General features: G+C 65.1%; 19 protein-coding genes. 8 read left to right on the top strand and 11 right to left on the bottom strand.

Features of this window, described 5'->3' with window-relative positions; translation table 11 throughout:
* Positions 1-133: 133 nt before the first annotated feature.
* The 3 genes from AX729_RS03135 to der all read left to right on the top strand — a co-directional run bounded on the left by AX729_RS03135 (position 134) and on the right by der (position 2,878).
* Complete coding sequence (locus tag AX729_RS03135; protein WP_061020450.1) at positions 134-787, top strand: tetratricopeptide repeat protein; 654 nt, start codon at positions 134-136, stop codon at positions 785-787.
* Positions 788-818: 31 nt separating this feature from the next.
* Positions 819-1,370 carry a hypothetical protein gene (locus AX729_RS03140; RefSeq protein ID WP_061020451.1) on the top strand — a complete coding sequence of 184 codons (552 nt, stop codon included), beginning with the start codon at positions 819-821 and terminating at the stop codon, positions 1,368-1,370.
* 125 nt (positions 1,371-1,495) lie between these two features.
* Entirely contained in the window at positions 1,496-2,878 is a 1,383-nt protein-coding gene (gene der / locus AX729_RS03145) for a ribosome biogenesis GTPase Der (RefSeq protein WP_061020452.1), read from the top strand.
* Positions 2,879-3,044: 166 nt separating this feature from the next.
* Here der and AX729_RS03150 read toward each other — a convergent pair whose 3' ends face one another.
* From AX729_RS03150 to AX729_RS03175, 6 genes are all read right to left on the bottom strand, one after another.
* Positions 3,045-4,271, bottom strand: coding sequence for an ABC transporter substrate-binding protein (locus AX729_RS03150; protein ID WP_061020453.1), 1,227 nt, complete (start codon positions 4,269-4,271; stop codon positions 3,045-3,047).
* Positions 4,272-4,541: 270 nt separating this feature from the next.
* Positions 4,542-5,282: an SDR family NAD(P)-dependent oxidoreductase gene (locus AX729_RS03155; RefSeq protein WP_061020454.1), complete on the bottom strand. Its 741-nt coding sequence runs from the start codon at positions 5,280-5,282 to the stop codon at positions 4,542-4,544.
* A gap of 161 nt (positions 5,283-5,443) precedes the next feature.
* On the bottom strand, positions 5,444-6,967 hold the full coding sequence (gene purF, locus AX729_RS03160; protein WP_061020455.1) for an amidophosphoribosyltransferase: 1,524 nt from the start codon (positions 6,965-6,967) through the stop codon (positions 5,444-5,446).
* Positions 6,968-6,994: 27 nt separating this feature from the next.
* The gene (locus AX729_RS03165; protein WP_061020456.1) at positions 6,995-7,624 is read right to left on the bottom strand and encodes a CvpA family protein; all 630 of its coding nucleotides are present in this window, start codon (positions 7,622-7,624) and stop codon (positions 6,995-6,997) included.
* 169 nt (positions 7,625-7,793) lie between these two features.
* Positions 7,794-9,248, bottom strand: coding sequence for a DNA repair protein RadA (radA, locus tag AX729_RS03170; RefSeq protein ID WP_061020457.1), 1,455 nt, complete (start codon positions 9,246-9,248; stop codon positions 7,794-7,796).
* 98 nt (positions 9,249-9,346) lie between these two features.
* Positions 9,347-10,741 (bottom strand): adenylate/guanylate cyclase domain-containing protein, encoded by a 1,395-nt coding sequence (locus tag AX729_RS03175; protein ID WP_061020458.1) that lies wholly within the window; start codon positions 10,739-10,741, stop codon positions 9,347-9,349.
* A gap of 421 nt (positions 10,742-11,162) precedes the next feature.
* On the opposite strand from AX729_RS03175, the gene AX729_RS03180 reads away from it, so the two are divergent.
* Positions 11,163-12,293 carry an ABC transporter substrate-binding protein gene (locus AX729_RS03180; RefSeq protein WP_197433524.1) on the top strand — a complete coding sequence of 377 codons (1,131 nt, stop codon included), beginning with the start codon at positions 11,163-11,165 and terminating at the stop codon, positions 12,291-12,293.
* A gap of 17 nt (positions 12,294-12,310) precedes the next feature.
* Positions 12,311-14,362 carry a putative bifunctional diguanylate cyclase/phosphodiesterase gene (locus tag AX729_RS03185; RefSeq protein WP_197433525.1) on the top strand — a complete coding sequence of 684 codons (2,052 nt, stop codon included), beginning with the start codon at positions 12,311-12,313 and terminating at the stop codon, positions 14,360-14,362.
* Positions 14,363-14,369: 7 nt separating this feature from the next.
* On the opposite strand, the gene AX729_RS03190 is transcribed toward AX729_RS03185, so the two are convergent.
* Positions 14,370-15,095, bottom strand: coding sequence for a sulfite exporter TauE/SafE family protein (locus AX729_RS03190; RefSeq protein WP_061020460.1), 726 nt, complete (start codon positions 15,093-15,095; stop codon positions 14,370-14,372).
* Between the two features lie 222 nt (positions 15,096-15,317).
* Between AX729_RS03190 and AX729_RS03195 the strand changes: the two genes are divergently transcribed.
* Complete coding sequence (locus AX729_RS03195; protein WP_061020461.1) at positions 15,318-16,094, top strand: potassium channel family protein; 777 nt, start codon at positions 15,318-15,320, stop codon at positions 16,092-16,094.
* Positions 16,095-16,351: 257 nt separating this feature from the next.
* Here AX729_RS03195 and AX729_RS03200 read toward each other — a convergent pair whose 3' ends face one another.
* A complete protein-coding gene (locus AX729_RS03200; RefSeq protein WP_061020462.1) occupies positions 16,352-17,122 on the bottom strand; it encodes an exodeoxyribonuclease III in 771 nt (256 codons plus the stop codon).
* A 39-nt stretch (positions 17,123-17,161) separates the two neighbouring features.
* Between AX729_RS03200 and AX729_RS03205 the strand changes: the two genes are divergently transcribed.
* Positions 17,162-17,380, top strand: a complete 219-nt coding sequence (locus tag AX729_RS03205; RefSeq protein ID WP_061020463.1) for a hypothetical protein — start codon at positions 17,162-17,164, stop codon at positions 17,378-17,380.
* Positions 17,381-17,392: 12 nt separating this feature from the next.
* Here AX729_RS03205 and alr read toward each other — a convergent pair whose 3' ends face one another.
* Together alr and AX729_RS03215 are read right to left on the bottom strand one after the other, a co-directional pair.
* Entirely contained in the window at positions 17,393-18,604 is a 1,212-nt protein-coding gene (alr, locus tag AX729_RS03210) for an alanine racemase (protein ID WP_197433526.1), read from the bottom strand.
* Positions 18,605-18,658: 54 nt separating this feature from the next.
* Positions 18,659-20,164 carry a replicative DNA helicase gene (locus tag AX729_RS03215; protein WP_061020465.1) on the bottom strand — a complete coding sequence of 502 codons (1,506 nt, stop codon included), beginning with the start codon at positions 20,162-20,164 and terminating at the stop codon, positions 18,659-18,661.
* Between the two features lie 553 nt (positions 20,165-20,717).
* Here AX729_RS03215 and AX729_RS03220 point away from each other — a divergent pair.
* Complete coding sequence (locus tag AX729_RS03220) at positions 20,718-20,924, top strand: hypothetical protein (protein ID WP_061020466.1); 207 nt, start codon at positions 20,718-20,720, stop codon at positions 20,922-20,924.
* Positions 20,925-20,927: 3 nt separating this feature from the next.
* Here AX729_RS03220 and AX729_RS03225 read toward each other — a convergent pair whose 3' ends face one another.
* The gene (locus AX729_RS03225) at positions 20,928-22,178 is read right to left on the bottom strand and encodes a cyclopropane fatty acid synthase (protein WP_061020467.1); all 1,251 of its coding nucleotides are present in this window, start codon (positions 22,176-22,178) and stop codon (positions 20,928-20,930) included.
* Positions 22,179-22,245 lie beyond the last annotated feature (67 nt).

Consider the following 22,245-nt stretch of genomic DNA (forward strand, 5'->3'; position numbering starts at 1 on the left):
GTTAACGCCTTGATCGGGCTGGCTTTGCCTTGCCACCGCCATATCGTTAGGGTACCTCGCCGCCACGTGGGGACGGGAATCCTGACGCGACCGCTTTCGCGCGCGCACCCGGCCGGGCATGGGATTGGCATAAGTGTCTGAATTATTTAACGAAGTCGACGAGGAAGTACGTCGCGAGCAGCTCAAGAAGCTGTGGGACAAATATTCGATCTACTTCGTCGCCCTGATGGTGCTGGTCGTGGCCGCAGTCGGTGGCTGGCGCGGCTACCAATATCTGGAGGCCAAGAAGGCCGCCGAGGCCGGCGCCGCCTTCGAGAAGGCCGTCGAGCTGTCCGAGCAGGACAAGCACGCCGACGCCGAGAAGGCCTTCACCGAGCTCGCCGCCAAGGCTCCGTCCGGCTATCGCACCCTGGCGCGGCTGCGTGCTGCCGCCGAGGCCGCGAGCCATGATCCCAAGGCCGCTGCGAAGATGTATGACGACATTGCCGCCGATCGCAGCGTCGGGGGCGAGTGGCAGGACCTCGCGAAGATCCGCGCCGCCGGCCTGCTGCTGGACAGCGCCAGCTACGCCGACATGCAGCAGCGGCTGGAGCCCTCCGCCGCCCCGAAATCGACCTTCCGTCATGCCGCCCGCGAGATGCTGGCGCTGTCGGCCTGGCGGAACAATGACATGACCGCAGCCCGCAAATGGCTCGACGCGATTGACGGAGACGGCGGAACGCCGCCCGGCCTGCGCTCGCGCGCCGAGGCGCTTCAGGCACTGCTGCCGCCTGTCGCCAAGAGCTGACGACGGCCCTCTGACGTAAACGAGACACAAGATGCGCCGCACGCCACGCTTGATCGCAGCCGCCGTCCTGATCGCCTTCACAGGCGTCCTGGGCGGCTGCTCCAGCTTCGATCCGAGCGACATGCTCGACTTCCTCGATACCAAGAAGAAGCTGCCGGGCGACCGCAAGCCTGTGTTCCCGGAAGGTGTGCCGGGCCTTGAGCAGGGCGTGCCGAGGGATCTTTACAAGGGCGCCCAGCAGCAGCCCGATCCCAACGCGCCTGCCGTCGCGGCGCTGCCCGCCGAGCCGCCGCCGGAACCCGCCAGGCCGGCGAAGGGTGCCAAGGCGAAGCAGACGCGGCAGCCGGCCACAGCAGCGGTTGCGCCGGCTGAAGCCCCCGCCGGCGAGATCGATGGCGAGGCCCAGCCGGAGGCCGCCCCGTCCACAGCCGCTCCGCCGCCCAAGCACAAGATCGTCCGCAGGCGCACCACCGCACCGCCGCCGGATCAGCCGGTCCAGCAGGCGCAACCGGCCCAGACCACGCAGCAGCAATCGCAGGGCGCTTTCCCGGCGCCGCTGCCGAGCGGGAGCTTCTCGCGCTAGAGCATGATCCGGACCCCGAGGCCGCGTTAGCGCGAAGTGTGAAGCGGTTCTTCCGAAAAATCCGTGTCCAAACAATTGTCCTCATTGCATTGACAGGCGCAGCCCTAGCAGCGCACGAATGACCCATGTCCTTCACAATCGCCATCATCGGCCGACCGAATGTCGGCAAATCGACGCTGTTCAACCGCCTGGTCGGACAGAAGCTCGCGCTCGTCGATGACCTGCCGGGCGTCACCCGCGATCGCCGCGAAGGCGAGGCCAGGCTCGGCGACCTCGAGTTCACCATCATCGACACTGCCGGCCTCGACGAGGGCGCCAAGGGCTCGCTGACCGCGCGCATGCAGGAGCAGACCGAGGCCGCGATCGCGCAGGCCGACGCCCTGTTCTTCGTCATCGATGCCCGCATCGGCCTCACGCCCACCGATCGTGCCTTTGCCGATTTCGCCCGCAAGGCCAACAAGCCGGTGCTGCTGGTCGCCAACAAGAGCGAAGGCAAGCATGGCGACGCCGGCGCCATGGAATCTTTTGCGCTCGGCCTCGGCGACCCCATCCAGATCTCGGCCGAGCATGGCGAGGGCATGGGCGAGCTCTACGATGCGCTGGCCAAGCTGATGCCCGAGCCGGTCGAGGAAGACGAAGACGACGACGACGCGCCGATCTCGGAGGAAGAGGCCGCGACGCGCCCGATCCGGGTCGCCATCGTCGGCCGGCCCAATGCCGGCAAGTCGACGCTGATCAACCACCTGCTCGGCGAGGAGCGCCTGCTAACGAGCCCGGAAGCCGGCACCACGCGGGATTCCATTGCCGTCGAGATCAACTGGAAGGGACGCGATTTCCGCGTGTTCGACACCGCCGGCCTGCGCCGGCGATCGCGCATCGAGGAGAAGCTGGAGAAGCTCTCGGTTGCGGACGCGCTGCGCGCGGTGCGCTTTGCCGAAGTCGTCGTGCTGATGATGGATACGCAGAACCGCTTCGAGGAGCAGGATCTGCGCATCGCCGATCTGATCGAGCGCGAAGGACGGGCGGTCGTGCTCGCGGTCAACAAATGGGACCTGATGGAGACCAAGGGCGGCGGCGCGATCTCGGGGCTGCGCCGCGATGCCGATCATTGGCTGCCGCAGCTCAAGGGCGTGCCGATCGTCGCGGTGTCGGGCCTGATGGGCGAGGGTATCGACCGTCTGATGCAGGCGATCCAGGACGCCTATGCGATCTGGAACAGGCGCGTGCCGACGGCCGCGCTCAATCGCTGGTTCGAGCAGGCGGTTCAGGCCAATCCGCCGCCCGCGGTCTCGGGCCGCCGGCTGAAGCTGAACTACATCACGCAGACGAAGGCGCGCCCGCCGAGCTTCGTGCTGTTCTGCTCGCGCGCCGATGCGGTGCCGCAGTCCTATCTGCGCTATTTGACCAATTCCATGCGTGAGACCTTCGAGCTGCCGGGCACGCCGGTGCGCATCACCTTGCGCGAGAAGGCCAATCCCTTCGCGCACAAGCGCAAGCGGCCCTCGTGAGTGACGGTGCCGGCGAGGCGGCAGCGGCAAGTGCCGCGCCGGCCGCGACGAAGACGGTCTGAAACGCCAATGCCCGGGCCTTCGCCTCGCCGAAGCGGCTACGGCCGCGCAGGCGGGACGAGCCCGGGCATGACGCCTTCAAAACCTTCGTGCGACCGCTACGCGGTCACTTCTTCACCAGCGGGCAGTCGCTGTCCTTGAGCGGCTTGGCTGCGTCCTCAGGCGCGATGGTGGCGACCAGCTTGTAATAGTCCCACGGGCCCTTCGACTCCTCGGGCTTCTTGACTTCGAACAGATAGGCCGGGATGAGGCGGCGGCCGTCGGCGCGCAGCGGGCCCTTGCCGAACAGCGGGTCGTCGGTCGGCAATTCCTTCATCTTGGCCACGACCTTGGCGCCGTCGCGCGGATTGCTGCCGAGCGCGTCCATGGCCTTCAGGTAATGCAGGATCTCGGCATAGAGGCCCGCAACCGTCATCGACGGCATCGAGCCCTTGGGCGAGGCCTTCTGGAAGCGCTTCGACCATTCGCGCGTCTGGTCATTGAGGTCCCAATAGAAGGACTCGGTGAAGGTCAGGCCCTGCGCGGTCTTCAGGCCCAGCGAGTGCACGTCGTTGATGAACAGCAGCAGGGCGGCGAGCTTCTGACCGCCCTGGACGATGCCGAATTCGGCGGCCTGCTTGATCGCGTTGGTGGTGTCGCCGCCCGCATTGGCGAGGCCGATGATCTTGGCCTTGGAGGACTGCGCCTGGAGCAGGAAGGAGGAGAAGTCCGCGGTGTTGAGCGGGTGCTTGACGCCGCCGAGCACCTTGCCGCCGGTTGCCGTGACGACCGCGCCGGTATCACGCTCCAGCGCATGGCCGAAGGCGTAATCCGCGGTGAGGAAGAACCAGCTATCGCCGCCCGCCTTGGTCAGCGCCTTGCCGGTGCCGTTGGCGAGCATGTAGGTGTCGTAAGTGAAGGAGACGGTGTTGGGCGTGCAGGCCTTGCCGGTGAGGTCGGCGGTGGCCGCGCCCGAATTGAGCAGCACCGCGTTCTTTTCCTTGACGAGGTTGCTCACAGCGAGCGCAACGCCGGAGCTCGGCGTGTCCGCGATGGCGTCGACCTTGTCGGAATCGATCCATTGCCGGGCGATGTTGACGCCGATGTCCGGCTTGTTCTGGTGATCGCCGGAGAGCACCTCGATGGTCCAGCCCTTCGCCTTCAGGCCGGAGTCTTCGACCGCCATCTTCACCGCCGCGACCGAATTCGGGCCGCCGATGTCGGCGTACAGGCTCGACATGTCGTTGAGCACGCCGATCTTGATGGTCTTGTCCTGGGCGAAGGCGGAAGTGGCAAAACCGAAAGCGGCACAGGCCAGAAGGGCCACGGTGCGGCGTGCGAACGTCGTCGTCATAAAAGCTTCCTCCATTGTCAAATATGCGGACGGCCCTCTTGCGGAGCCTTGTTCCGGCTGATGGCTCTAGCCTGTCCCACGGCCGGCGGCAATGCGCCTAAAGCCGGATGGCGCTGCGTCTTAGCGTCATCCGGCGGTTAACTATTGGGCAAGATGTGTTGAGACGCTATTTGAACGCGTCCGATGTCAGCCTGAATTTCTGAATGCGCTTTCCGGTGTCGACCTCGGCGGTATGGCCGTTACCCTTGGCGTCAATCGCCATGGTGTCAATCAGGCCGGTGCGCGGAAGCTCATCAGGCTGCGCGTCTTGTAGTCGTAGAACTTGCCGGTTTCGGTCCAGTCAGGCGCGCACATCGGCACGATGAATTCGGCGACCTGCTCGGGCGTGTCGAGCGTCGCGGGATCCTCGCCCGGCATCAGGGTTGCGCGCATGCGGGTGCGGACAGGGCCGGGGTTGAACAGATTCACGCGCAGCTTCGTGTTGGCGGTCTCCTGCGCCCAGGCCCGCGCCAGCGTTTCCAGCGCGGCCTTGGATGCGGCGTAGGGGCTGACATAGGCTGTCGCCTTGTTGGCGGCACCGGAGGTGACGAAAACGGCGCGCCCGGCATCGGACTGCCTCAGCAGCGGCTCCATGCAGCGGATCAGCTGGAAGTTCGCGGAGACGTTGACGGCCATCACGTCGTTGAAGGCCTTCAGCTCGATATGGCCGATCGGCGAGGAGGGGCCGAGCACGCCGGCATTGCCGACGAGGATATCGAGCTTGCCGTAGCGTTCGTGCAGGCCGGCGCCCAGCCGCGCGATGCCGTCGGTATCGGTGAGGTTGAGCGGCACCAGGGTGGCGCTGCCGCCATCCTTGCGGATCTCGTCGTCAAGTTCCTCGAGCCCGCCCTGCGTCCGCGCCGTCGCCACGATATGCGCACCGGCCTTCGCCAGCGCGATTGCGGTGGCATAGCCGATGCCGCGTGAGGCGCCGGTGACGAGAGCGATGCGATGGGCGAGGGGTTTTGTCATGGCCGGGTTTTACAGCCGTGGATGGCCGGAGCAAGCCCCCACGTCGCCTGTCATTCCGGGGCGAAGCGAAGCATCGAACTACGGTGCGCAATTGCGCACCTGATAATCTCGAGATCCCGGGTTCGGTCCTTACGGACCGCCCCGGGATGACGGCTGCGCCGTCAGCTCGCCTCCGCCAGCAGCGACAATTGCCGCGGCTGCGGCTCGGTCTGGGTCTGGTCGGTGAGGTGGGTCGGATACGCCCCGGTGAAGCAGTGATCCGAGAACTTCGGATTGGCGGGGTCGCGGCCGGGTTCGCCCATGGCGCGGTACATGCCGTCGATCGACAGGAAGGCGAGCGAGTCCGCACCGATGATCTCGCGCATCTCCTCCAGCGAATGCGTCGCGGCGAGCAGGCCGCCGCGGTCGGGCAGGTCGATGCCGTAATAATCGGGATAGAGGATCGGAGGCGAGGCGAGGCGGAAATGGACTTCCTTGGCACCGGCATCGCGCATCATGCGCACGATCTTCTTCGAGGTGGTACCGCGCACCAGCGAGTCGTCGATCAGGATGATGCGCTTGCCTTCGATCGCGGCGCGGTTGGCCGAATGCTTCATGCGCACGCCGGATTCGCGGATCGCCTGCGTCGGCTGGATGAAGGTGCGGCCGACATAATGGTTGCGGATGATGCCGAGCTCGAACGGCACGCCGGAATACTGGCTGTAGCCGACTGCAGCGGGCACGCCGGAATCGGGCACCGGTACGACGACGTCGATCGGCACGTGGCTTTCGCGCGCGAGCTGCGCGCCGAAATTCTTGCGCACCTCGTAGACCGAACGGCCATGGACGATGGAATCCGGACGGGAGAAGTAGATGTATTCGAAGATGCAGGGGCGCGGCGCCATGGGCGGGAACGGCTTGTGGATGTCCTGGCCGTTCTCGTCGAACACGATGACTTCGCCCGGTTCGATGTCGCGCACGAAGCGGGCGCCGATGATGTCGAGCGCGCAGGTCTCCGACGTCAGGATCGGGCAGCCGTCGAGCTCGCCGAGCACCAGCGGGCGGATGCCGCGCGGATCGCGCGCGCCGACCAGCTTCTTGTTGGTCAGCGAGACCAGCGCATAGGCGCCTTCGATCTCGCGCAGCGCATCGATATAGCGCTCGATGAAGCGGGCGCGCTTGGAGCGCGCGACCAGATGCAGGATCACCTCGGTGTCGGTGGTCGACTGCATCATCGCACCGTGCCGTACCAGCTCGCGCCGCAGCGTCAGGCCGTTGGTGAGATTGCCGTTATGCGCGACCGCGAGGCCGCCGGCGTTGAGCTCGGCGAACAGCGGCTGGACGTTGCGCAAAATGGTGGCGCCGGTGGTGGAGTAACGGACGTGGCCGACTGCGACATTGCCGGGGAGGCGGTCAATCACCTCGCGGCGGGAGAAGGTGTCGCCGACGAGGCCGAGGCGGCGTTCGCTGTGGAAGCGGCTGCCGTCGTAGGAGACGATGCCGGCGGCTTCCTGGCCGCGGTGCTGGAGGGCGTGAAGGCCGAGCGCCGTGATGGCAGCCGCATCGGGGTGACCGTAGATGCCGAACACGCCGCATTCCTCGCGCAGCGTATCCCCCTCCAGATCGTCCTGAAGCTCCAGCGCGGCCGGGCCCGGGACGGCGTTCGGGTCGAGATCAAGTTGGGCGTCCTGGTCAGGGTATCGCATCTCGTTCTCGCCTCTCTTTAGGGCCAATCAACGCGCCGCAGGTTTCTCGATCAGCTTTTTCATGCCGTCACGAGCAGATTTACTGTACCCGTCGCCACTGCCCGAAGGCTGCTGCTCGGATTCAGCTTGATCATCTTCTGGTTTGTTTTTCTTGAATTTCTTCAAAATGGTGTTCTCGGGGTCGTCAGGCAAGAGGGCCATCAGCCAATCCCCGGTTCCCTGCAGCACCACGCGGGACTTGGCCCCCGTGACCCAGTCCGGGCGCTGCTTGTCCGGCACCAGCCAGGTGAAGAACAGGAAGGCGACCACGACGATCAAAAGCCCGCGAGCCAGACCGAACAGGAAGCCGAGGGTGCGATCCAGCGCGCCGATCCGCGAATCCAGGATCATGTCGGAGATCCGCACCGTGATCACGGAGACCACCACCAGCGTGCCGATGAACACGCCGGCAACCACGACGACGCTCGCGACCGTATCGTTGTTGAAATAGGTCTTGGCGGTCGGCAGCAGCTTCGAGAACGAGTACAGCGTCACGATCGCCGCCGCGCCCCAGGCCGCGATCGACAGGATTTCGCGCATGAAGCCGCGGACCATGGCGAGCAGGCCCGAAATCAGCATCACACCGAGCAGGATCAGGTCGAGGAGTGTTACTGGCATCGGCTGGTCTGGTCCGCTCGTACTCTCAAAGATGCTCTAGCCGAATCGGTGTTGGGCCGCTGCCCTAAAAGAGGGGCAGACGGCGTTCCCGGCAAGGCCGCAACCACGCAATCCCATGCTGCTTTTGTGACGGCTGTATAGCGGCGAGGGCCTGCGTCGTCACCTCCACCTAGCCCTCTCCGCGGCGGAATCTTGCCGGTGTGGCATTTTTCTCTGCTTTTTCTGCCGGTCCGCTCGATTCGCCCCGGCGTGAGCCGCGGGCCGCGATCTCGGCGACCAGCGTCGTCAGGCTGTTCACCGCATTCAGCGACAATCCGGCATCGCCGCCGGCCTCGCCGCGCGCCGATTCGGGCAGTACGGCACGCTGGAAGCCGAGTTTTGCAGCTTCTTTCAGCCGGGCCGGGGTCTGCGCCACCGGGCGGACCACGCCCGACAGCGAGATCTCGCCGAAATAGACGGCATCGGTCGGTAACTGTGCATTAACCAGGGATGACACCAGCGCCGCTGCTGCGGCGAGATCGGCCGCGGGCTCATGGATGCGCAGGCCGCCCGCGACGTTGAGATAGACGTCGTGGCCGGACAGCTTGACCCCGCAATGCGCCTCCAGCACCGCCAGCACCATCGACAGCCGGCTCGGATCCCAGCCGACCACGGCGCGGCGCGGGGTGCCGAGCGAGGTCGGGGCCACCAGCGCCTGCAATTCGACCAGGACGGGCCTCGTGCCCTCGATGCCCGCAAAGACTGCGGTGCCGGGCGTGCCGAGATCGCGCTCGGACAGGAACAGCTCGGAAGGGTTGGTGACCTCGCGCAGCCCGAGGCCCGTCATCTCGAACACGCCGATCTCGTCGGTCGGGCCGAAGCGGTTCTTCACTGCGCGCAGGATGCGGAATTGCTGCGAGCCTTCGCCCTCGAACGACATCACCGCGTCGACCATGTGCTCGACCACGCGCGGGCCGGCGATCTGGCCGTCCTTGGTGACGTGGCCGACCAGGATGATGGCGGCGCCGGTCTTCTTGGCGAAACGGATCAGCGCCTGTGCCGAGGCGCGCACCTGGGTGACGGTCCCCGGCGCGGATTCCACCGTGTCGGTCCACATGGTCTGGATCGAGTCTATCACGATCAGCCGGGGCACCGCGCCCTCCGACAGCGTCGAGACGATGTCCTCCACGGAGGTCTCGGCGGCGAGCTGGACCGGCGCGTCCGACAGCCCGAGCCGCTCGGCGCGCAGGCGCACCTGGGCGACCGCCTCTTCGCCGGAGATGTAGACGACGCGGTGGCCGGCGCGCGCCAGCAGGCTGGTCGCCTGCGTCAGCAGCGTCGACTTGCCGATGCCGGGATCGCCGCCGACCAGCAGCACCGAGCCGCGGACGAAGCCGCCGCCGGTGACGCGGTCCAGCTCGGTCATCCCTGAGGACAGGCGCGGCGCATCGGGGCTTTTCCCGGCGAGGCTCTCCAGCGCAAACGTCCGTCCCTTGCGCTTGGAGCGGATCGACACCGGCACGCTGCCGCTGGTGTCTTCCTCCGCGAGCGTATTCCACTCGCCGCAGGACTCGCACTTGCCCTGCCAGCGGTTATAGGCCGCGCCGCAGTTCTGGCAGACGAAGGAGAGGGTGGATTTGGCCATGGGAGGAAAATAGCGGTCTCGGTGGAACGGGCGAGGAAGTTCTTAGCACGAATAGAATCTCTGAAGGGCGATGGGTGCCGATGCATCCACCGCAAGCTTCAAGGCCCGACGTTAGCGCATGTCCAGATGCCGACGGGGTGCTCGAGGCCGCGAATGGTCTGTGCCGGCCGCTCGACGAGCGCTGCGAAATCGGTACTCGAGTGATTCGGTTCGGCGTGGGCCTGTTGTACCAGCGCGTCGCTGACGACGATAGCGCATCCGAATTCGCGGGTCAGCGCCTCGAGGCGGCTCGCCGCATTCACGGTGGTGCCGATCACGGCGAATTCAAGCCGGTTGAGGCCGATATCGCCCAGCACCACTTGCCCGTAGTGCAAGCCGACGCTGACTTGGATCGGCGGTTCGTTGCGATCGCTACGCTCGCTGTTCAACTTGGCGATCGAGGCGATCATGCCCCTCGCGCAACGCAAGGCGTTCAGCGCATCGGAATCGCCGACGAACGGCGTACCGAAAGTCGCCATGAGTCCATCCCCGAGATACTTGTCGAGCGTTCCGCCGTGCTGGAACACTTCCCGTTCCATTCGCTCGTGGAATTGCCGCAGCGTCTCGATGACGTCCTTCGGGGCGCGTCCATCGGCATAGGCGGTGAATCCCACGATATCTGCAAACAGCACCGCGACGTCCTGCGTGCGGACCCTCGCGAGGGGCTCGTCGTTGCCGGAGAGCTCATCGACGACATTGGGGGAGAAGTAACGCGCCAGGTTGGCTCGTTCGCGCTCGAGACCGGCATGACTGATCAAGAGCGCATTCGAACGGCGCACCGCCAGCGCCAGGATAGCGGCCACGACGATGAATACGATCACTTGCTGGAAACGCTGGCCGAAACCAATCGAGGAGGGGTCGAGGACGTTGAACATGCGAATATCCGCACCGATCGCCTCCCTGACGCGCTCCGACAGCGCGGCATGGGTTTCCGGTTGCAGGTAGGCCCAGCCGACGGCGATGGTCCAGAGTGCTCCGGTCCACACGCCCATCGCGAGCACCGTTCGCCAGGAATAAGCGAGCGTGGCAGTGGCGAGGAAAATGAAGAAATAGATGAAGCTGTCGAAGCGGAATTGCATTCCGATCGGCCAGTCAAGGTTGCTCCAGGGATTGGGCACGACGCTGAGGAAGGCCAATAGCGCCAGATCGCAAAATATGAGGAAAAGTTCCGAACGCGAACGGCCGACCTTGCCGACCTTCAGTTGCGCCCAGCCGATGAGGGCAAAGAGGCCCAGCGTCAGGATGTAATAGACGACATCCCAGTTCGGGTTGATGAGCGGCAGGGTAACGGCAGTGACCGCAAGCGCGGCCCAGCGGGCCCGGACGGCCAGCAGCAGGCCATCACGCTTGCTGTCGGCAAGAGCAGCTTCGGCGAATTTCAGGGTGTCTTGTTGGTCGTCGGTTCGCCCGGCCGATTTGCTTCGGAGATGTGTGATATCCGCCGCTTCCGCCATTGCGCTCAAGACACATCTCCCCGGTCGAACATCAGATCGTGCGATCGTGCACGGAGCGTCGATCAAGGTGACACGCCTGAGAATTCGCGGCCACCCAGCGATGTCATATCTGATAACGCGGCAGCGGTCAGGCCCTCGGATAAATTCGGGCGGCCCGCTTGTTCAGCTCGGGACGGCGAGGGATGCCGCTCTCTCGCGCGCGTCGCGCTTCCGGTGGATAGCGAGTTGCGGGTTTCAGATTGCTGAGGGCACGGAAGGGGCGCCTGATCGCCGGCGCTTCGATTATCTCAATTCGGCACGGCAGATATACCTTTCATTAGCTCTGCGCCGCTGTCACCGGATGGATTTGCAAAGTGTTAGCGGACGCGGGTCCAATCTCGGAACCGATCGGGTGGGAATGGAAATGCCGAGAGTTGGACGAATGTTGCTCGCTGCGGGCATGGCCTTCAGCATCTTCGCGTATGCCGGCGGCAGCCTTGCCAAGCCCCTCGACATCGTCTTCGTCAATCCCGGCAAGACCGGTGAGGTCTACTGGGACATGGTCGCGCAGACCATGCAGGCCGCCGGCCGCAAGCTCGACGCGCATGTCGAGGTGCTGACCAGCGAACGGAATTACCGCACCATGCAGGAGCTCGGCTTCGGCGTGTTGGCACGTCCCGACAAGCCCGATTTCCTTATCCTGTCGAACGAGGAGTCCGCCGCCGTTCCGATCCTGGAGGCGGCCGAGGCTGCGGGCGTCAAGACGCTGCTGCTCTCGAACACGCTCATCGGCGAGGATGCGGCGCGTCTTGGACCGCCGCGTCAAAAGCTCAAGACCTGGCTCGGCGACATCACGACCGATCTTCAGACCGCGGGCGCGCGGATGGCGAATGCGCTGATCGGGATTGCGCGTGCCGAGAAGTGGCAGAGCCCCGACGGCAAGATCCACATTCTCGGCATCGGTGGCGACGAGATCACGCCCGCCTCGATCGCCCGCAACGCCGGTCTCAAGCTGGCCGTGGACGCCGCGCCAGACGTCGTGGTGGACCGGCTGCTGTTCGCCAACTGGACGCAGTCGGAGGCCGAGCGGGTCACGGCGAATTATCTGGGCTGGGCATCTCGCAAGGAAATCCGGCCTGCCGGCATATGGGCCGGAAACGATCCGATGGCGCTCGGCGCGCTACGCGCGGTGATCGCTGCCGGCCTTGTGCCCGGCCGCAATATCCAGGTCGTGGGTCTCAATTGGTCCGAGGCCGCGCTGCGCGAGATCAAGGCAGGTCGTCTGCTCCTGACCGACGGCGGGCATTTCCTGCTCGGCGGCTGGTCGATCGTTCTCCTGCGCGACTATGCCGATGGCTGCGATTTCGCAGCCGTTTCCCCCCAAGTCGAGGTCAAGACGTCCGCGATCACGCGTGACAATCTCGCTTCGGTCGGCGATCTCATCAGGACGCGCGCGTTCAACCGGATCGACTTTACGCGGTTCCGGGCGAAGGCCGGGCGCTGCGGCCAATATGACTTCTCGCTTGATGCGCTCATCTCGTCGCTGCCGCTTCCCGAAGGCGTTGCGGACTGATGCACAAGGATGAGGCGATGACCGATCCGGAGCGCAACGAGCAGGGGGCGCCAGCGCGCCTGGGCTCGGTCGTCCACGCGATGATCTGGGCCACCGTGCCCGTTCTGTTGCTGGTGCAACTGCTCGCCTCCGCCGGCGTCGAGGCATCGAGCTTCTGGTCGCAGGTCAGGCAGCTCGACGCCCGCATGGCCCGCGTCGCCGAGAGCCGGGCCGAGCTGATCGCCGAGCCGCTCTGGAAGATGCGCTACGACCAAGTCACGGGCGTGCTCAACGAGATCATGCACGACGAGACCATCGCGGCGGCGGCAGTCTATGATGATACCGGCGCGGCGATCGCCCGCGTCGTCGCGCGGCCCGAGGACCAGGCGGTCGCGGAAGTCTCGCGCCCGATCCAGTACAGCAACGGCAACATGGCCGTTCAGGCCGGCCGCATCGCCATCGCCTATTCCCGTTCGACGCTCTACGCGGATGCGAGCAGCCGCCTGGTGCTGCTGCTGGTGGTCGGCCTGCTCGCAACGTTTGCGACCCTGATCGCCATGCGGATCTCCGCCAACATCTTCATCGGCCGGCCGCTGGCGGTCATGATGTCGGCGATCCAGCGCAGCAAGCAGGATGGCCGGGCCTATCCGGCGGACCTCACGTCCTCCAACGAATTCGGCCAGCTCGCGCGCGCTTTCAACGCCATGCAGCATACGACCTCTGGCGCGCTGGACAGGCTCGGGCACATGGCCACGCACGATCCGCTCACGGGGCTGCCGAACCGGCGCTCTCTGACCGAGCGCCTTGCGGTAGCAAGCCGGGACGGAGGCTCGCCGGATACGCTGGTCGCGTTTTGCTTCATCGATCTCGACGACTTCAAGGGCGTCAACGATACCTTCGGTCACGAGGCCGGCGACGAGTTCCTGGTTCAGATTTCGGAGCGTCTTCGTAGCGCGGTCGAGGCGGAGGACTGGGTTGCCCGACTCGGCGGCGACGAGTTCGTCGTCATTCGTCCCGAGGTGAGCCACGAAGAGGCCGCGCACGCATTCGCGCAGCAGGTGCTGGAGGCCATTTCCGAGCCGATCCGCCTCCACGACAAGCAGGTGGTGCCGCGCGCCAGCATCGGCCTTGCCGTGCGCCACGCCGACGATCCGGAGCTGTCGCATCTGCCGACGCTCGCCGACATCGCGCTCTATCATGCCAAGAGCAAGGCGCCAGGCACGGTCGCCGTACTGGACGAAGCGCTCCAGCGCGACTACCGCCGCCGCAGGGATCTCGAGCTCGCCATTCCCACCGGCTTCGCCGAGGGGCAGTTCGAGGTCTGGTACCAGAGCCAGGTCGATCTCGAAAGCCATGAGGTCGTCGGTCTGGAAGCGCTGATCCGCTGGCGCCATCCCGAACATGGCGTGATCGGCCCCGGCGAATTTTTGCCGCTGATCGAACGCAGCGGCAACAATGCGCGGCTGACCCGCTACGTGTTGACCGATGCCTGCTGGGCCTTGCAGCGGCTGGCGGCCGCCGGCAGGCCGCAGATCCGGATCGCGATCAATTTGCCGCCGTCCGAACTTGCCGACCATTCGCTCGCCGCCGAGCTGCGTGCGACTTGCGCGCGCTTCGGTGTCGCGGCATCGATGCTCGAGCTCGAGATCACCGAGGGATCGCTGATCAACAACATCGCCAGCGCTTCCGCAACGCTGCACCGCCTGCGGCGCCTCGGCGCCACGATCGCGCTCGACGATTTCGGCACCGGCTACAGCTCGCTCGCTCATCTCAGGCGCTTCCCGCTCGACAAGGTCAAGATCGACAAGGCGTTCATCCGGGAGATTCCCGACAGCGCCGAAGACAAGGCCATCGTCGGCGTCATCGCATCGCTCGCCGGCACGCTGGGGCTGACCCTGGTCGCGGAAGGCATCGAGCGCGCCGAGCAGGCGCTGGCCATGCGCGAGATGGGCGTGAGGTTCGGGCAGGGCTTCCTTTATCAGAGGCCGCAGCCGATCGACGCCGTGCTGCAATGGCTCGAGGGACGACCGGCAGCCGGAAGTCGCATCCTCGCCGCCGGCCCATCGATCGCGCCCGAATTCGCCGCCTGAGGCGCCTTCACGTCTGCGTCGCGGTCCAGAGCATCGAGAGCCCGGCCGCAATCATGATCCCGTCCATCAGCAGACGGAAGGCCTCCGGCTCGAGGTGAAGCACGAAGCGCTTGGCGATGAATGCGCCCGACATCAGCGAGGAGCCCGCGATCAGGCCCTTGATGAAGACCTCGCCGGTCAGCGCGCCGAAACGCTCGAACGTCACGGATTTCGCGAAGTAGAGGCCGAGCGAGGAAGCCGCTTCGGTGGCGAGGAACGCGCCCCTGGACAGGCCGTAGAACAGGAACAGTGGCACGCTGAGCGGGCCGGTCGAGACCACGATGCCGGTGAGATAGCCGATGACCGCGCCGCCGATGGCGAGGTGCCAGAGATTGGCCTTGAGATCGTGCCGCGCCAGCCAGTGCCGCACCGGCACCATGGCAATCAGGAAGATGCCGATCGTGAGATCGACGGCATGCGAGGGCAGCGCCAGCAGCGTCCGCGCGCCAAGCGCTGCCGCCGGAATGCCGGTCACCGAATAGGCCGCGCAGGCCCGCCAGTCGACCTCGCGCCACCACGCCAGGATGCGCGAAAAGTTCGCCATCACGGAAGCCACCGCCATGATCGGCACGGCTTCCTTCGGCCCATAGGCATGGACCAGCACCGGCATCAGCATGATCGACGAGCCCGTGCCGACGATGCCTGAAATGGTGCCGGCCATCAGGCCGACGGTGAGGACGAAGAGGAAGGCCAAAGCAGTCTCCGCGAATCGCAACAGTCTAGCCCGGCCAGCGATATTGGAGATTCGCGTTCAGCGAGGGAACTGTGCTCGCATGGCATGCCGGTCTGACCCCGGCGTTGAATGCAGCGGAGCTTCTGAGTTCGTCCTTTTCAGGCGCAGAGGTGCTGAACTTGGATTGACCTTGCGGCGCGCTTTCCGAATTGCAATCATCCGTGAGAACCGAGACATGATGTCGTGACCCTCGCATCTCTGAGAAGCAGCGTCCGCCGGCTTTACGAGGGCGCAACGCCGGATGGCGTGCGCTTCCGCTACGCTCTGCTTGCCTTCGACATCGTGACGGTGCTGTTCATCATCGGGACGTCGTTCCTCCATCCCAGTGAGGTCATTGAAGCGCTCGATGTCCTGTTCGGCGTGATGTTGCTTGCCGACTTCTCGGCGCGGCTGCTCGTCGATCGGCATCCGCTTCGGAAGTTCACTGAGCTCGCGACGTGGGCTGACATGGTTGCGATCGTATCGTTCCTGGCGCCGCTTGCCGGCGAGGCGGGCGGCTTTCTCCGGATCCTGCGAACCTTGGGGCTGCTTCGCGACTACCAGATGCTGGTGAGGCTGCGGATCGACTCTCCGTTCTTTCGTCGCAACGAAGACGTCATCTTCGCGGTCACGAACCTGGCCGTTTTCATATTTGTCATGACCGGGATCGTCTACGAGACTCAGAAGTTTCGGAACGATGAGATCCGGAACTATGCCGATGCTCTGTATTTCACCGTGACGGCGCTGACGACGACCGGCTTTGGCGACATTACCTTGCCGGGGACCGTCGGCCGTCTGATCACCGTCGTGATCATGATTTTTGGCGTGACCCTCTTCTTCAATCTCGCGCGGGCACTCATCAGCCCCAACAAGGTGCGATTTCCTTGCCCGGCTTGCGGACTCCAGAGGCATGATGCCGACGCCGTGCATTGCAAGGCCTGTGGAACTCTTCTCAACATTCCGGATGAGGGGGCAGTCTGAAGAGCTCTGGCGGGCTAAGAGCGGGAAATCTTCGATGGTGACATTCTGCCAGCGTTTTGCCCGACGAGTCAAAGTGAATTTCGGAATACCCGTAAGATATTGATTCGTCAGGGCTCCGCTACTGTGCATGGGGTTGTTTTTTCACATTTGTGCTTTGAGGCGGCCCGCTGCTGACCGGACTGGTCGACCGGCAAGCCCGATTTCGATCTGGATGCGGTGCCCGTGAACGTCATCGACGGCAGGACCTGTGGTGAGGGTCACCGCAACACGACCCACGCGGGCGCGTGATCGCTCGCGCCTTCCTCGCCGCGGATATTCCTGTCGACGCCGGCCTTGGCCAGACGCGGGGCGAGGGCACGGCTGAGCAGGAGATGATCGAGCCGCAGGCCCGCATCGCGCGGCCAGCGGTTCCGCTTGTAGTCCCAGAAGGTATAAATGCGCTTGCCCGGATGCAGCTCGCGGATCGCGTCGCACCAGCCTTGCTCGACCAGCGCGGCAAAGGCCGCGCGGCTCTTCGGCTGGATCAGCGCATCCTTGTCCCATGACCGCGTCGGATAGATGTCGAGCTCGGTCGGCGCGACGTTGTAGTCGCCGGCGAGCACCACGGGCAGGTCCTGCTTGATGAAGGTTTTGGCGTGGCGCCTGAGTCGCGCGAACCAGTCGAGCTTGTAGTCGAATTTCGGCCCGGGCTGCGGATTGCCATTGGGCAGATAGATGCTGGTGACGATGACGCCGCGCACGGCGGCTTCGATGTAGCGGGCTTCGTGATCGCCTGCCTTCCCGGGCAGGCGATCGCGCGTCAGCACGGGCTCGGCGTTGCGGGCGAGGATCGCGACGCCGTTCCACGTCTTTTGTCCACGCCAGACCGCGCCATATCCGGCTTTTTCGATGGCCGCCGCCGGAAATTCGCCATCACTTGCCTTCAACTCCTGAAGTGCGACGACATCGGGCTTCGCGACGCGCATCCATGCCAACAGGTTGGGCAGGCGGCGGTTGATGTTGTTGATGTTGAATGTCGCGATCTTCATGTAGAGCTACGGCTCCTGCCTTCCGTCACCGGAGATACAATGTCCAAGCTGAGCTTTGTTGCCATCGCACTCGTCATCGTGGTCTCCGGAGGCGCATCGGCACAATCGTCCGATCAGCGCGGTGCGTGCAAGGCGGACTATGACAAATTCTGCGCCGGCATCGCACCCGGCGGCGGCATCGTCGCGTGCCTCAACGGCAAGCGTGATCAGCTCAGCACGACCTGCAAGGCGGCGCTGGACAACCGGAAAAAGAAGTAAGCGGCGGCGCGATCAGCCCGGCGGCGGCGAGGGCGCCGGCGGCTCCTCGACATTGCCGCCCTTGTAGATGCGCGCGTAGCGGTGGCCGAGGCTCGTCAGCACCTCGTAGCCGATCGTGCCAAAATGATGCGCGAGCTCGTCGACGGTGATGCCGTCGCCGAGCAGGGTCACCATGTGGCCGCGTCGCGCCGCATTCGGCGGCAGGTCGGTGATGTCGATCGCGATCAGATCCATGGAGATACGGCCCGCGACCGGACAGCGTTTGCCGGCCACGATGACCTCGGCGCCGCGGGTTCCGTCGTTGGAGCTGGCCGCGCGGAAATAGCCGTCGGCGTAGCCGACCGCGATGATGGCGAGCTTGGTCGGCCGCCGTGCGCTCCAGGTGCCGCCGTAACCGACAGTCTCGCCGCGCTCGATGGAGCGGATCTGCACGATGCGCGCCTTGAGGTCGACCACCTGCTGCATCGGATTGTCGGCCTCCGGCGTCGGGTTGACGCCGTAGAGCGCGGCTCCCGGCCGCACCAGGTCGAACTGGAAGGGGGCGCCCAGGAAGATGCCGGAGGAGTTGGCGAGGGCGGCAGGCACGCCGGCGAATTCACTGGCGATGCCGCGGAAGGCCGCGAGCTGTCTTGCATTGACCGGGCTGTTGAGCTGCTCGGCCGAGACCAGATGGCTCATCACCAGCGTGATGCCGTGATCGCCCGCGTTGATGCGGGGGATGATGGCCTGCGCTTCAGCCAGCGTCAGCCCGAGCCGGTTCATGCCGGTGTCGATGTGGATCGCGGCGCCCCCGGTCCAGCCGGTGCGGCGGCAGAACACGTCCCATTCGGCGAGCTCGTTGAGATCGCCGATCACCGGCCGGCAGTTGATCTTCGCATAATGCTCGCCGGTGTTCTGGAAGTAGCCGCCGAGCACGTAGATCGTGGGCTCCGGCACGGCCGCGCGCACCTTGCGCGCTTCCTCGATGGTGGCAACGAAGAAGGTCCTGCAGCCCGCCTTGCTCAGGGCTTGCGACACCTGCTCGGCGCCGCAGCCATAGGCGTCGGCCTTGATCACCGCCGAGCACTCGGCCGGCACCGCGGTCTTCTCGAGCTTGCGCCAATTGGCGATGATGGCGTCGAGATCGACGGTCAGCACGCCGCCATAGGCCGCGAGCGCGGCGGCCTGATTGGCCTCCGCGGAGAGAAGGCCGGATTGCGGGGTGGTCTTCGGGTCGGACGCCATTGTCATGGCGCCGTTTTACGCAAGAGACCTGTGAGGTTCAACCCGGGGAACAATCTAGTAGTCGCTGCGATCGGGCAGCTGGCCGTCATGCGCGAGGTCGCCGAACCGCGTGACCGAGGAATCGAAGTGCAGCTCGACCGTGCCGGTCGGACCATGGCGTTGCTTGCCGATGATGACTTCGGCCCGGCCCACCGTGCGTTCCATGTCGGCCTGCCATTTGGCGTGTTCCTCGGTGCCGGGACGCGGCTCCTTCATGGCGAGGTAATATTCCTCGCGGAACACGAACAGCACGACGTCGGCGTCCTGCTCGATCGAGCCGGATTCACGCAGGTCCGAGAGCTGCGGCCGCTTGTCGTCGCGCGATTCGACCTGACGCGAGAGCTGCGACAGCGCGATCACGGGAACGTTGAGCTCCTTGGCCAGCGCCTTCAGGCTGGTCGTGATTTCGGTGATCTCCTGCACGCGGCTGTCGCTGGCGCGCTTGCCCGAGCCGGACAAGAGCTGGATGTAGTCGATCACGAGGAGATCGAGACCCTTCTGACGCTTGAGCCGGCGCGCGCGCGCCATCAGCTGCGCGATCGACAGGCCGCCGGTGGCGTCGACATAGAACGGCAGCGATTGCAGCTCGATCGACACCTGCCGGATCTTCTCGAAATCCGCTTCCGTGATGCCGCCGCGCCGGATGTGGGAGGAGGGGATGCCGGTGCGCTCGGCCACGATACGCGTGGCGAGCTGGTCGGCCGACATTTCGCAGGAGAAGAAGCCGATCACGCCGCCATTGGCGGCCTTCATGGTGCCGTCGGCCTGGAGCTCCGGAACGTAGGCCTGCGCAACGTTGTAGGCGATGTTGGTCGCCAGCGACGTCTTGCCCATGCCCGGACGGCCCGCGACGATGATGAGGTCGGAGGCCTGCAGGCCGCCCATCTTGGTGTCGAGGTCGCGCAGGCCCGTCGAGATGCCCGACAGCTTACCGTCGCGCTGGAACGCCTTTGCGGCGAGATCGACTGCGACGGTCAGCGCCTGCGAGAACTTCTGGAAGCCGCCGTCATAGCGGCCGGATTCGGCGAGTTCATAGAGCTTGCGCTCGGCGTCCTCGATCTGCGCCCGCGGCGCGAAATCGACCGGCGCGTCATAGGCGACGTTGACCATGTCCTCGCCGATGCCGATCAGGTCACGCCTGAGCGACAGGTCGTAGATGGTGCGGCCATAGTCCTGGGCGTTGATGATGGTGGTCGCTTCGGCCGCGAGCCGCGCCAGATATTGCCCAATGGTCATGCCGCCGACGTCGGTATCGGCGGGCAGAAACGTCTTCAGCGTGACGGGCGTCGCAACCTTGCCCATCCGGATCAGGCTGCCGGCGGTCTCGAAGATCGTCTGGTGCAGCGGCTCGAAGAAATGCTTCGCCTCCAGGAAGTCGGAGACGCGGTAGAAGGCATCATTGTTGACCAGGATCGCGCCGAGAAGGCTCTGTTCCGCCTCGATATTGTGCGGAGCGCTCCGATAGGCGGGAGCTCCGGAATCGGGCGCGAGTTTGAGAACGTTCGAATCAGTCAGGGCCATGGTCGGACGTGCTTAGCAATTTTCTCGGGCGGATGCGGGGCCGGGATAAAGCGCCGCCGCAGGCGAAAGCGGAAGCAAAAGCTGACCGCTATCAACCGCTCAGTAAAAATGGTGGATGATTGGCAGCCGCAGCACGCGCCGCGCTTGACGCATTTTCGCGGAACCCGCTCGGGCTGGAAACGGCCGCGCCGCGACCGCGCCATGGAAATATAATGAAACCGTGAACCTAATGGATTGGCGCGCCGACGTATTCAGAAGCGCGCGAAACGACGCACGTCGGGAGCTTCGGCTCGGATCAGACCAGCAGGAGATAGACCAGCGCAACCAGGGCCGCCCCGACGCCGGTGACGATCAGGGCGTAGTCGGTGCGGAGGTCGTCCTGCACGTCGAATGAGGTTTGGGTCTCTTTGCTCATGGCGACGATCTAAGCCAGGTCCGACCAGACTTATGTGAAGCAGATCACATCTCCCCGGATTCTTTCGGGGGTAGTGCCGGAACAGGCAGGCGGGCAGGGGGTTATCCCCGTCCGGCCAGCAGAGAGACGAGGCAGGCGATGCGGCCAGAACGGCAGCACCAGATGTGGCGGAGCGAGGCAGGCAGCCGGCTGTGGCTGTCCGGCCTGATTGCGGCAATGGAGCAGGTCGAGCGGCCGGATGTACGGCGCCAGCCTGTCGCACCCGAACTCCTCGCGGAACTGCGCGCCCAATTGGCGTTAACGGAATCTTTCCGGCTCTCCCGGATTTCGACCCTGCGCCACTAGCGCTCATTCGCCGGCGAGCTTCAGCCTGGGCTTGGTGCCGCTTTCGAGACCGCGGAGCCGGGCCTCTTCCCGCCCGATGTAGTCGCGCGTCATGGGCACCACGCCCTGGCGGCGGGTGATCTGGATCTGGAAGTTCATCATGCCCTGCTTTCGGAACGTCATCTCGCAAGCCGCGAGATAGAATTCCCACATCAGGGCGAAGCGCTCGTCGTAGAGTTGCACGGCCTCCTCGCGCCGCGCCATGAAGCGCTCCCGCCAGGCCTTCAGCGTCTCGGCGTAGTGCAGGCGCAGAATCTCGATGTCGCAGACTAGGAGGCCCGCTCGCTCGATCGCCGGCAGCACCTCCGAGAGCGCGGGGATGTAGCCGCCGGGGAAGATGTATTTGGCGATCCAGGGATTGGTCGAGTCCGGGCCCTGCGAACGGCCGATCGAGTGCAGCAGCATGACGCCGTCCTCGTTCAGCAGTTCGGCGCAGCGCTTGAAATAGGCGTCATAGAACCTTGCCCCGACATGCTCGAACATGCCGACCGAGACGATGCGGTCGAACGTGCCGTCAACGTCCCGATAATCCTGCAGCTGGAATCTGGCCGAGTGCGCCAGGCCCTTTTCGGCGGCGCGCGAATTGGCGACCTGCAACTGCTCGGTCGACAGCGTGATGCCGGTGACATCGGCGCCCGCGATCTCGGCGAGATAGAGCCCGAGGCCGCCCCAGCCCGAGCCGATGTCGAGCACGCGCTGGCCGTCCTTGATGAGAAGCTTCGCTGCGATGTGCCGCTTCTTGGCCAGCTGCGCGTCGTCCAGAGACATCTCGGGCGTTTCGAAATAGGCACAGCTGTATTGCTTGTCGGCATCGAGAAAGAGCGAATAGAGCCGGCCGTCGAGATCGTAGTGATGAGCGACGTTGTTTCGGGAGCGGGTGGGGAGATTGAACTGCTTCAGGTGCCGCGTCAGGTAGCGCAGGTGCCACCACGGTTTTGCCCACTGCGGCAATAGGTCGGGTTGATCGAGCAGGATCGCGAGGGCATCAGCTATGGTGCCGCGCTCGACCACGAACTCGCCGACCATATAGGCCTCGCCCAGGCCCAGTTCGGGATTGATGAGGATCTTGCGCTCCGCGTCCGCGGTGGCGAAGCGAACCGCGACCGGCTCGCCGGAGCCATCGCCGAAGGTGAACTTCGATCCGCTCGCGCTGGTCACCGTCAGCGACCCGCGGCGAATGAATTGAGACAGGAATCCACGCAACAAACGGTCCATCGACACTTCCTCCGAGCGAACCCGAAAGATGCGACTAACCCGGCTTTCACCTCTGACGCCCAGGCGC

Source organism: Bradyrhizobium sp. CCH5-F6, assembly GCF_001556045.1.
Taxonomy (GTDB): domain Bacteria; phylum Pseudomonadota; class Alphaproteobacteria; order Rhizobiales; family Xanthobacteraceae; genus Bradyrhizobium.

Bases quoted from the DNA above. Each gene is read 5' to 3' on its own strand.
- AX729_RS03140 (WP_061020451.1), top strand. From the start codon at position 819: ATGCGCCGCACGCCACGCTTGATCGCAGCCGCCGTCCTGATCGCCTTC.
- der (WP_061020452.1), top strand. From the start codon at position 1,496: ATGTCCTTCACAATCGCCATCATCGGCCGACCGAATGTCGGCAAATCG.
- AX729_RS03150 (WP_061020453.1), bottom strand. From the start codon at position 4,271: ATGACGACGACGTTCGCACGCCGCACCGTGGCCCTTCTGGCCTGTGCC.
- AX729_RS03155 (WP_061020454.1), bottom strand. From the start codon at position 5,282: ATGACAAAACCCCTCGCCCATCGCATCGCTCTCGTCACCGGCGCCTCA.
- purF (WP_061020455.1), bottom strand. From the start codon at position 6,967: ATGCGATACCCTGACCAGGACGCCCAACTTGATCTCGACCCGAACGCC.
- AX729_RS03165 (WP_061020456.1), bottom strand. From the start codon at position 7,624: ATGCCAGTAACACTCCTCGACCTGATCCTGCTCGGTGTGATGCTGATT.
- radA (WP_061020457.1), bottom strand. From the start codon at position 9,248: ATGGCCAAATCCACCCTCTCCTTCGTCTGCCAGAACTGCGGCGCGGCC.
- AX729_RS03175 (WP_061020458.1), bottom strand. From the start codon at position 10,741: ATGGCGGAAGCGGCGGATATCACACATCTCCGAAGCAAATCGGCCGGG.
- AX729_RS03180 (WP_197433524.1), top strand. From the start codon at position 11,163: ATGTTGCTCGCTGCGGGCATGGCCTTCAGCATCTTCGCGTATGCCGGC.
- AX729_RS03185 (WP_197433525.1), top strand. From the start codon at position 12,311: ATGACCGATCCGGAGCGCAACGAGCAGGGGGCGCCAGCGCGCCTGGGC.
- AX729_RS03200 (WP_061020462.1), bottom strand. From the start codon at position 17,122: ATGAAGATCGCGACATTCAACATCAACAACATCAACCGCCGCCTGCCC.
- AX729_RS03205 (WP_061020463.1), top strand. From the start codon at position 17,162: ATGTCCAAGCTGAGCTTTGTTGCCATCGCACTCGTCATCGTGGTCTCC.
- alr (WP_197433526.1), bottom strand. From the start codon at position 18,604: ATGGCGTCCGACCCGAAGACCACCCCGCAATCCGGCCTTCTCTCCGCG.
- AX729_RS03215 (WP_061020465.1), bottom strand. From the start codon at position 20,164: ATGGCCCTGACTGATTCGAACGTTCTCAAACTCGCGCCCGATTCCGGA.
- AX729_RS03220 (WP_061020466.1), top strand. From the start codon at position 20,718: ATGCGGCCAGAACGGCAGCACCAGATGTGGCGGAGCGAGGCAGGCAGC.
- AX729_RS03225 (WP_061020467.1), bottom strand. From the start codon at position 22,178: ATGGACCGTTTGTTGCGTGGATTCCTGTCTCAATTCATTCGCCGCGGG.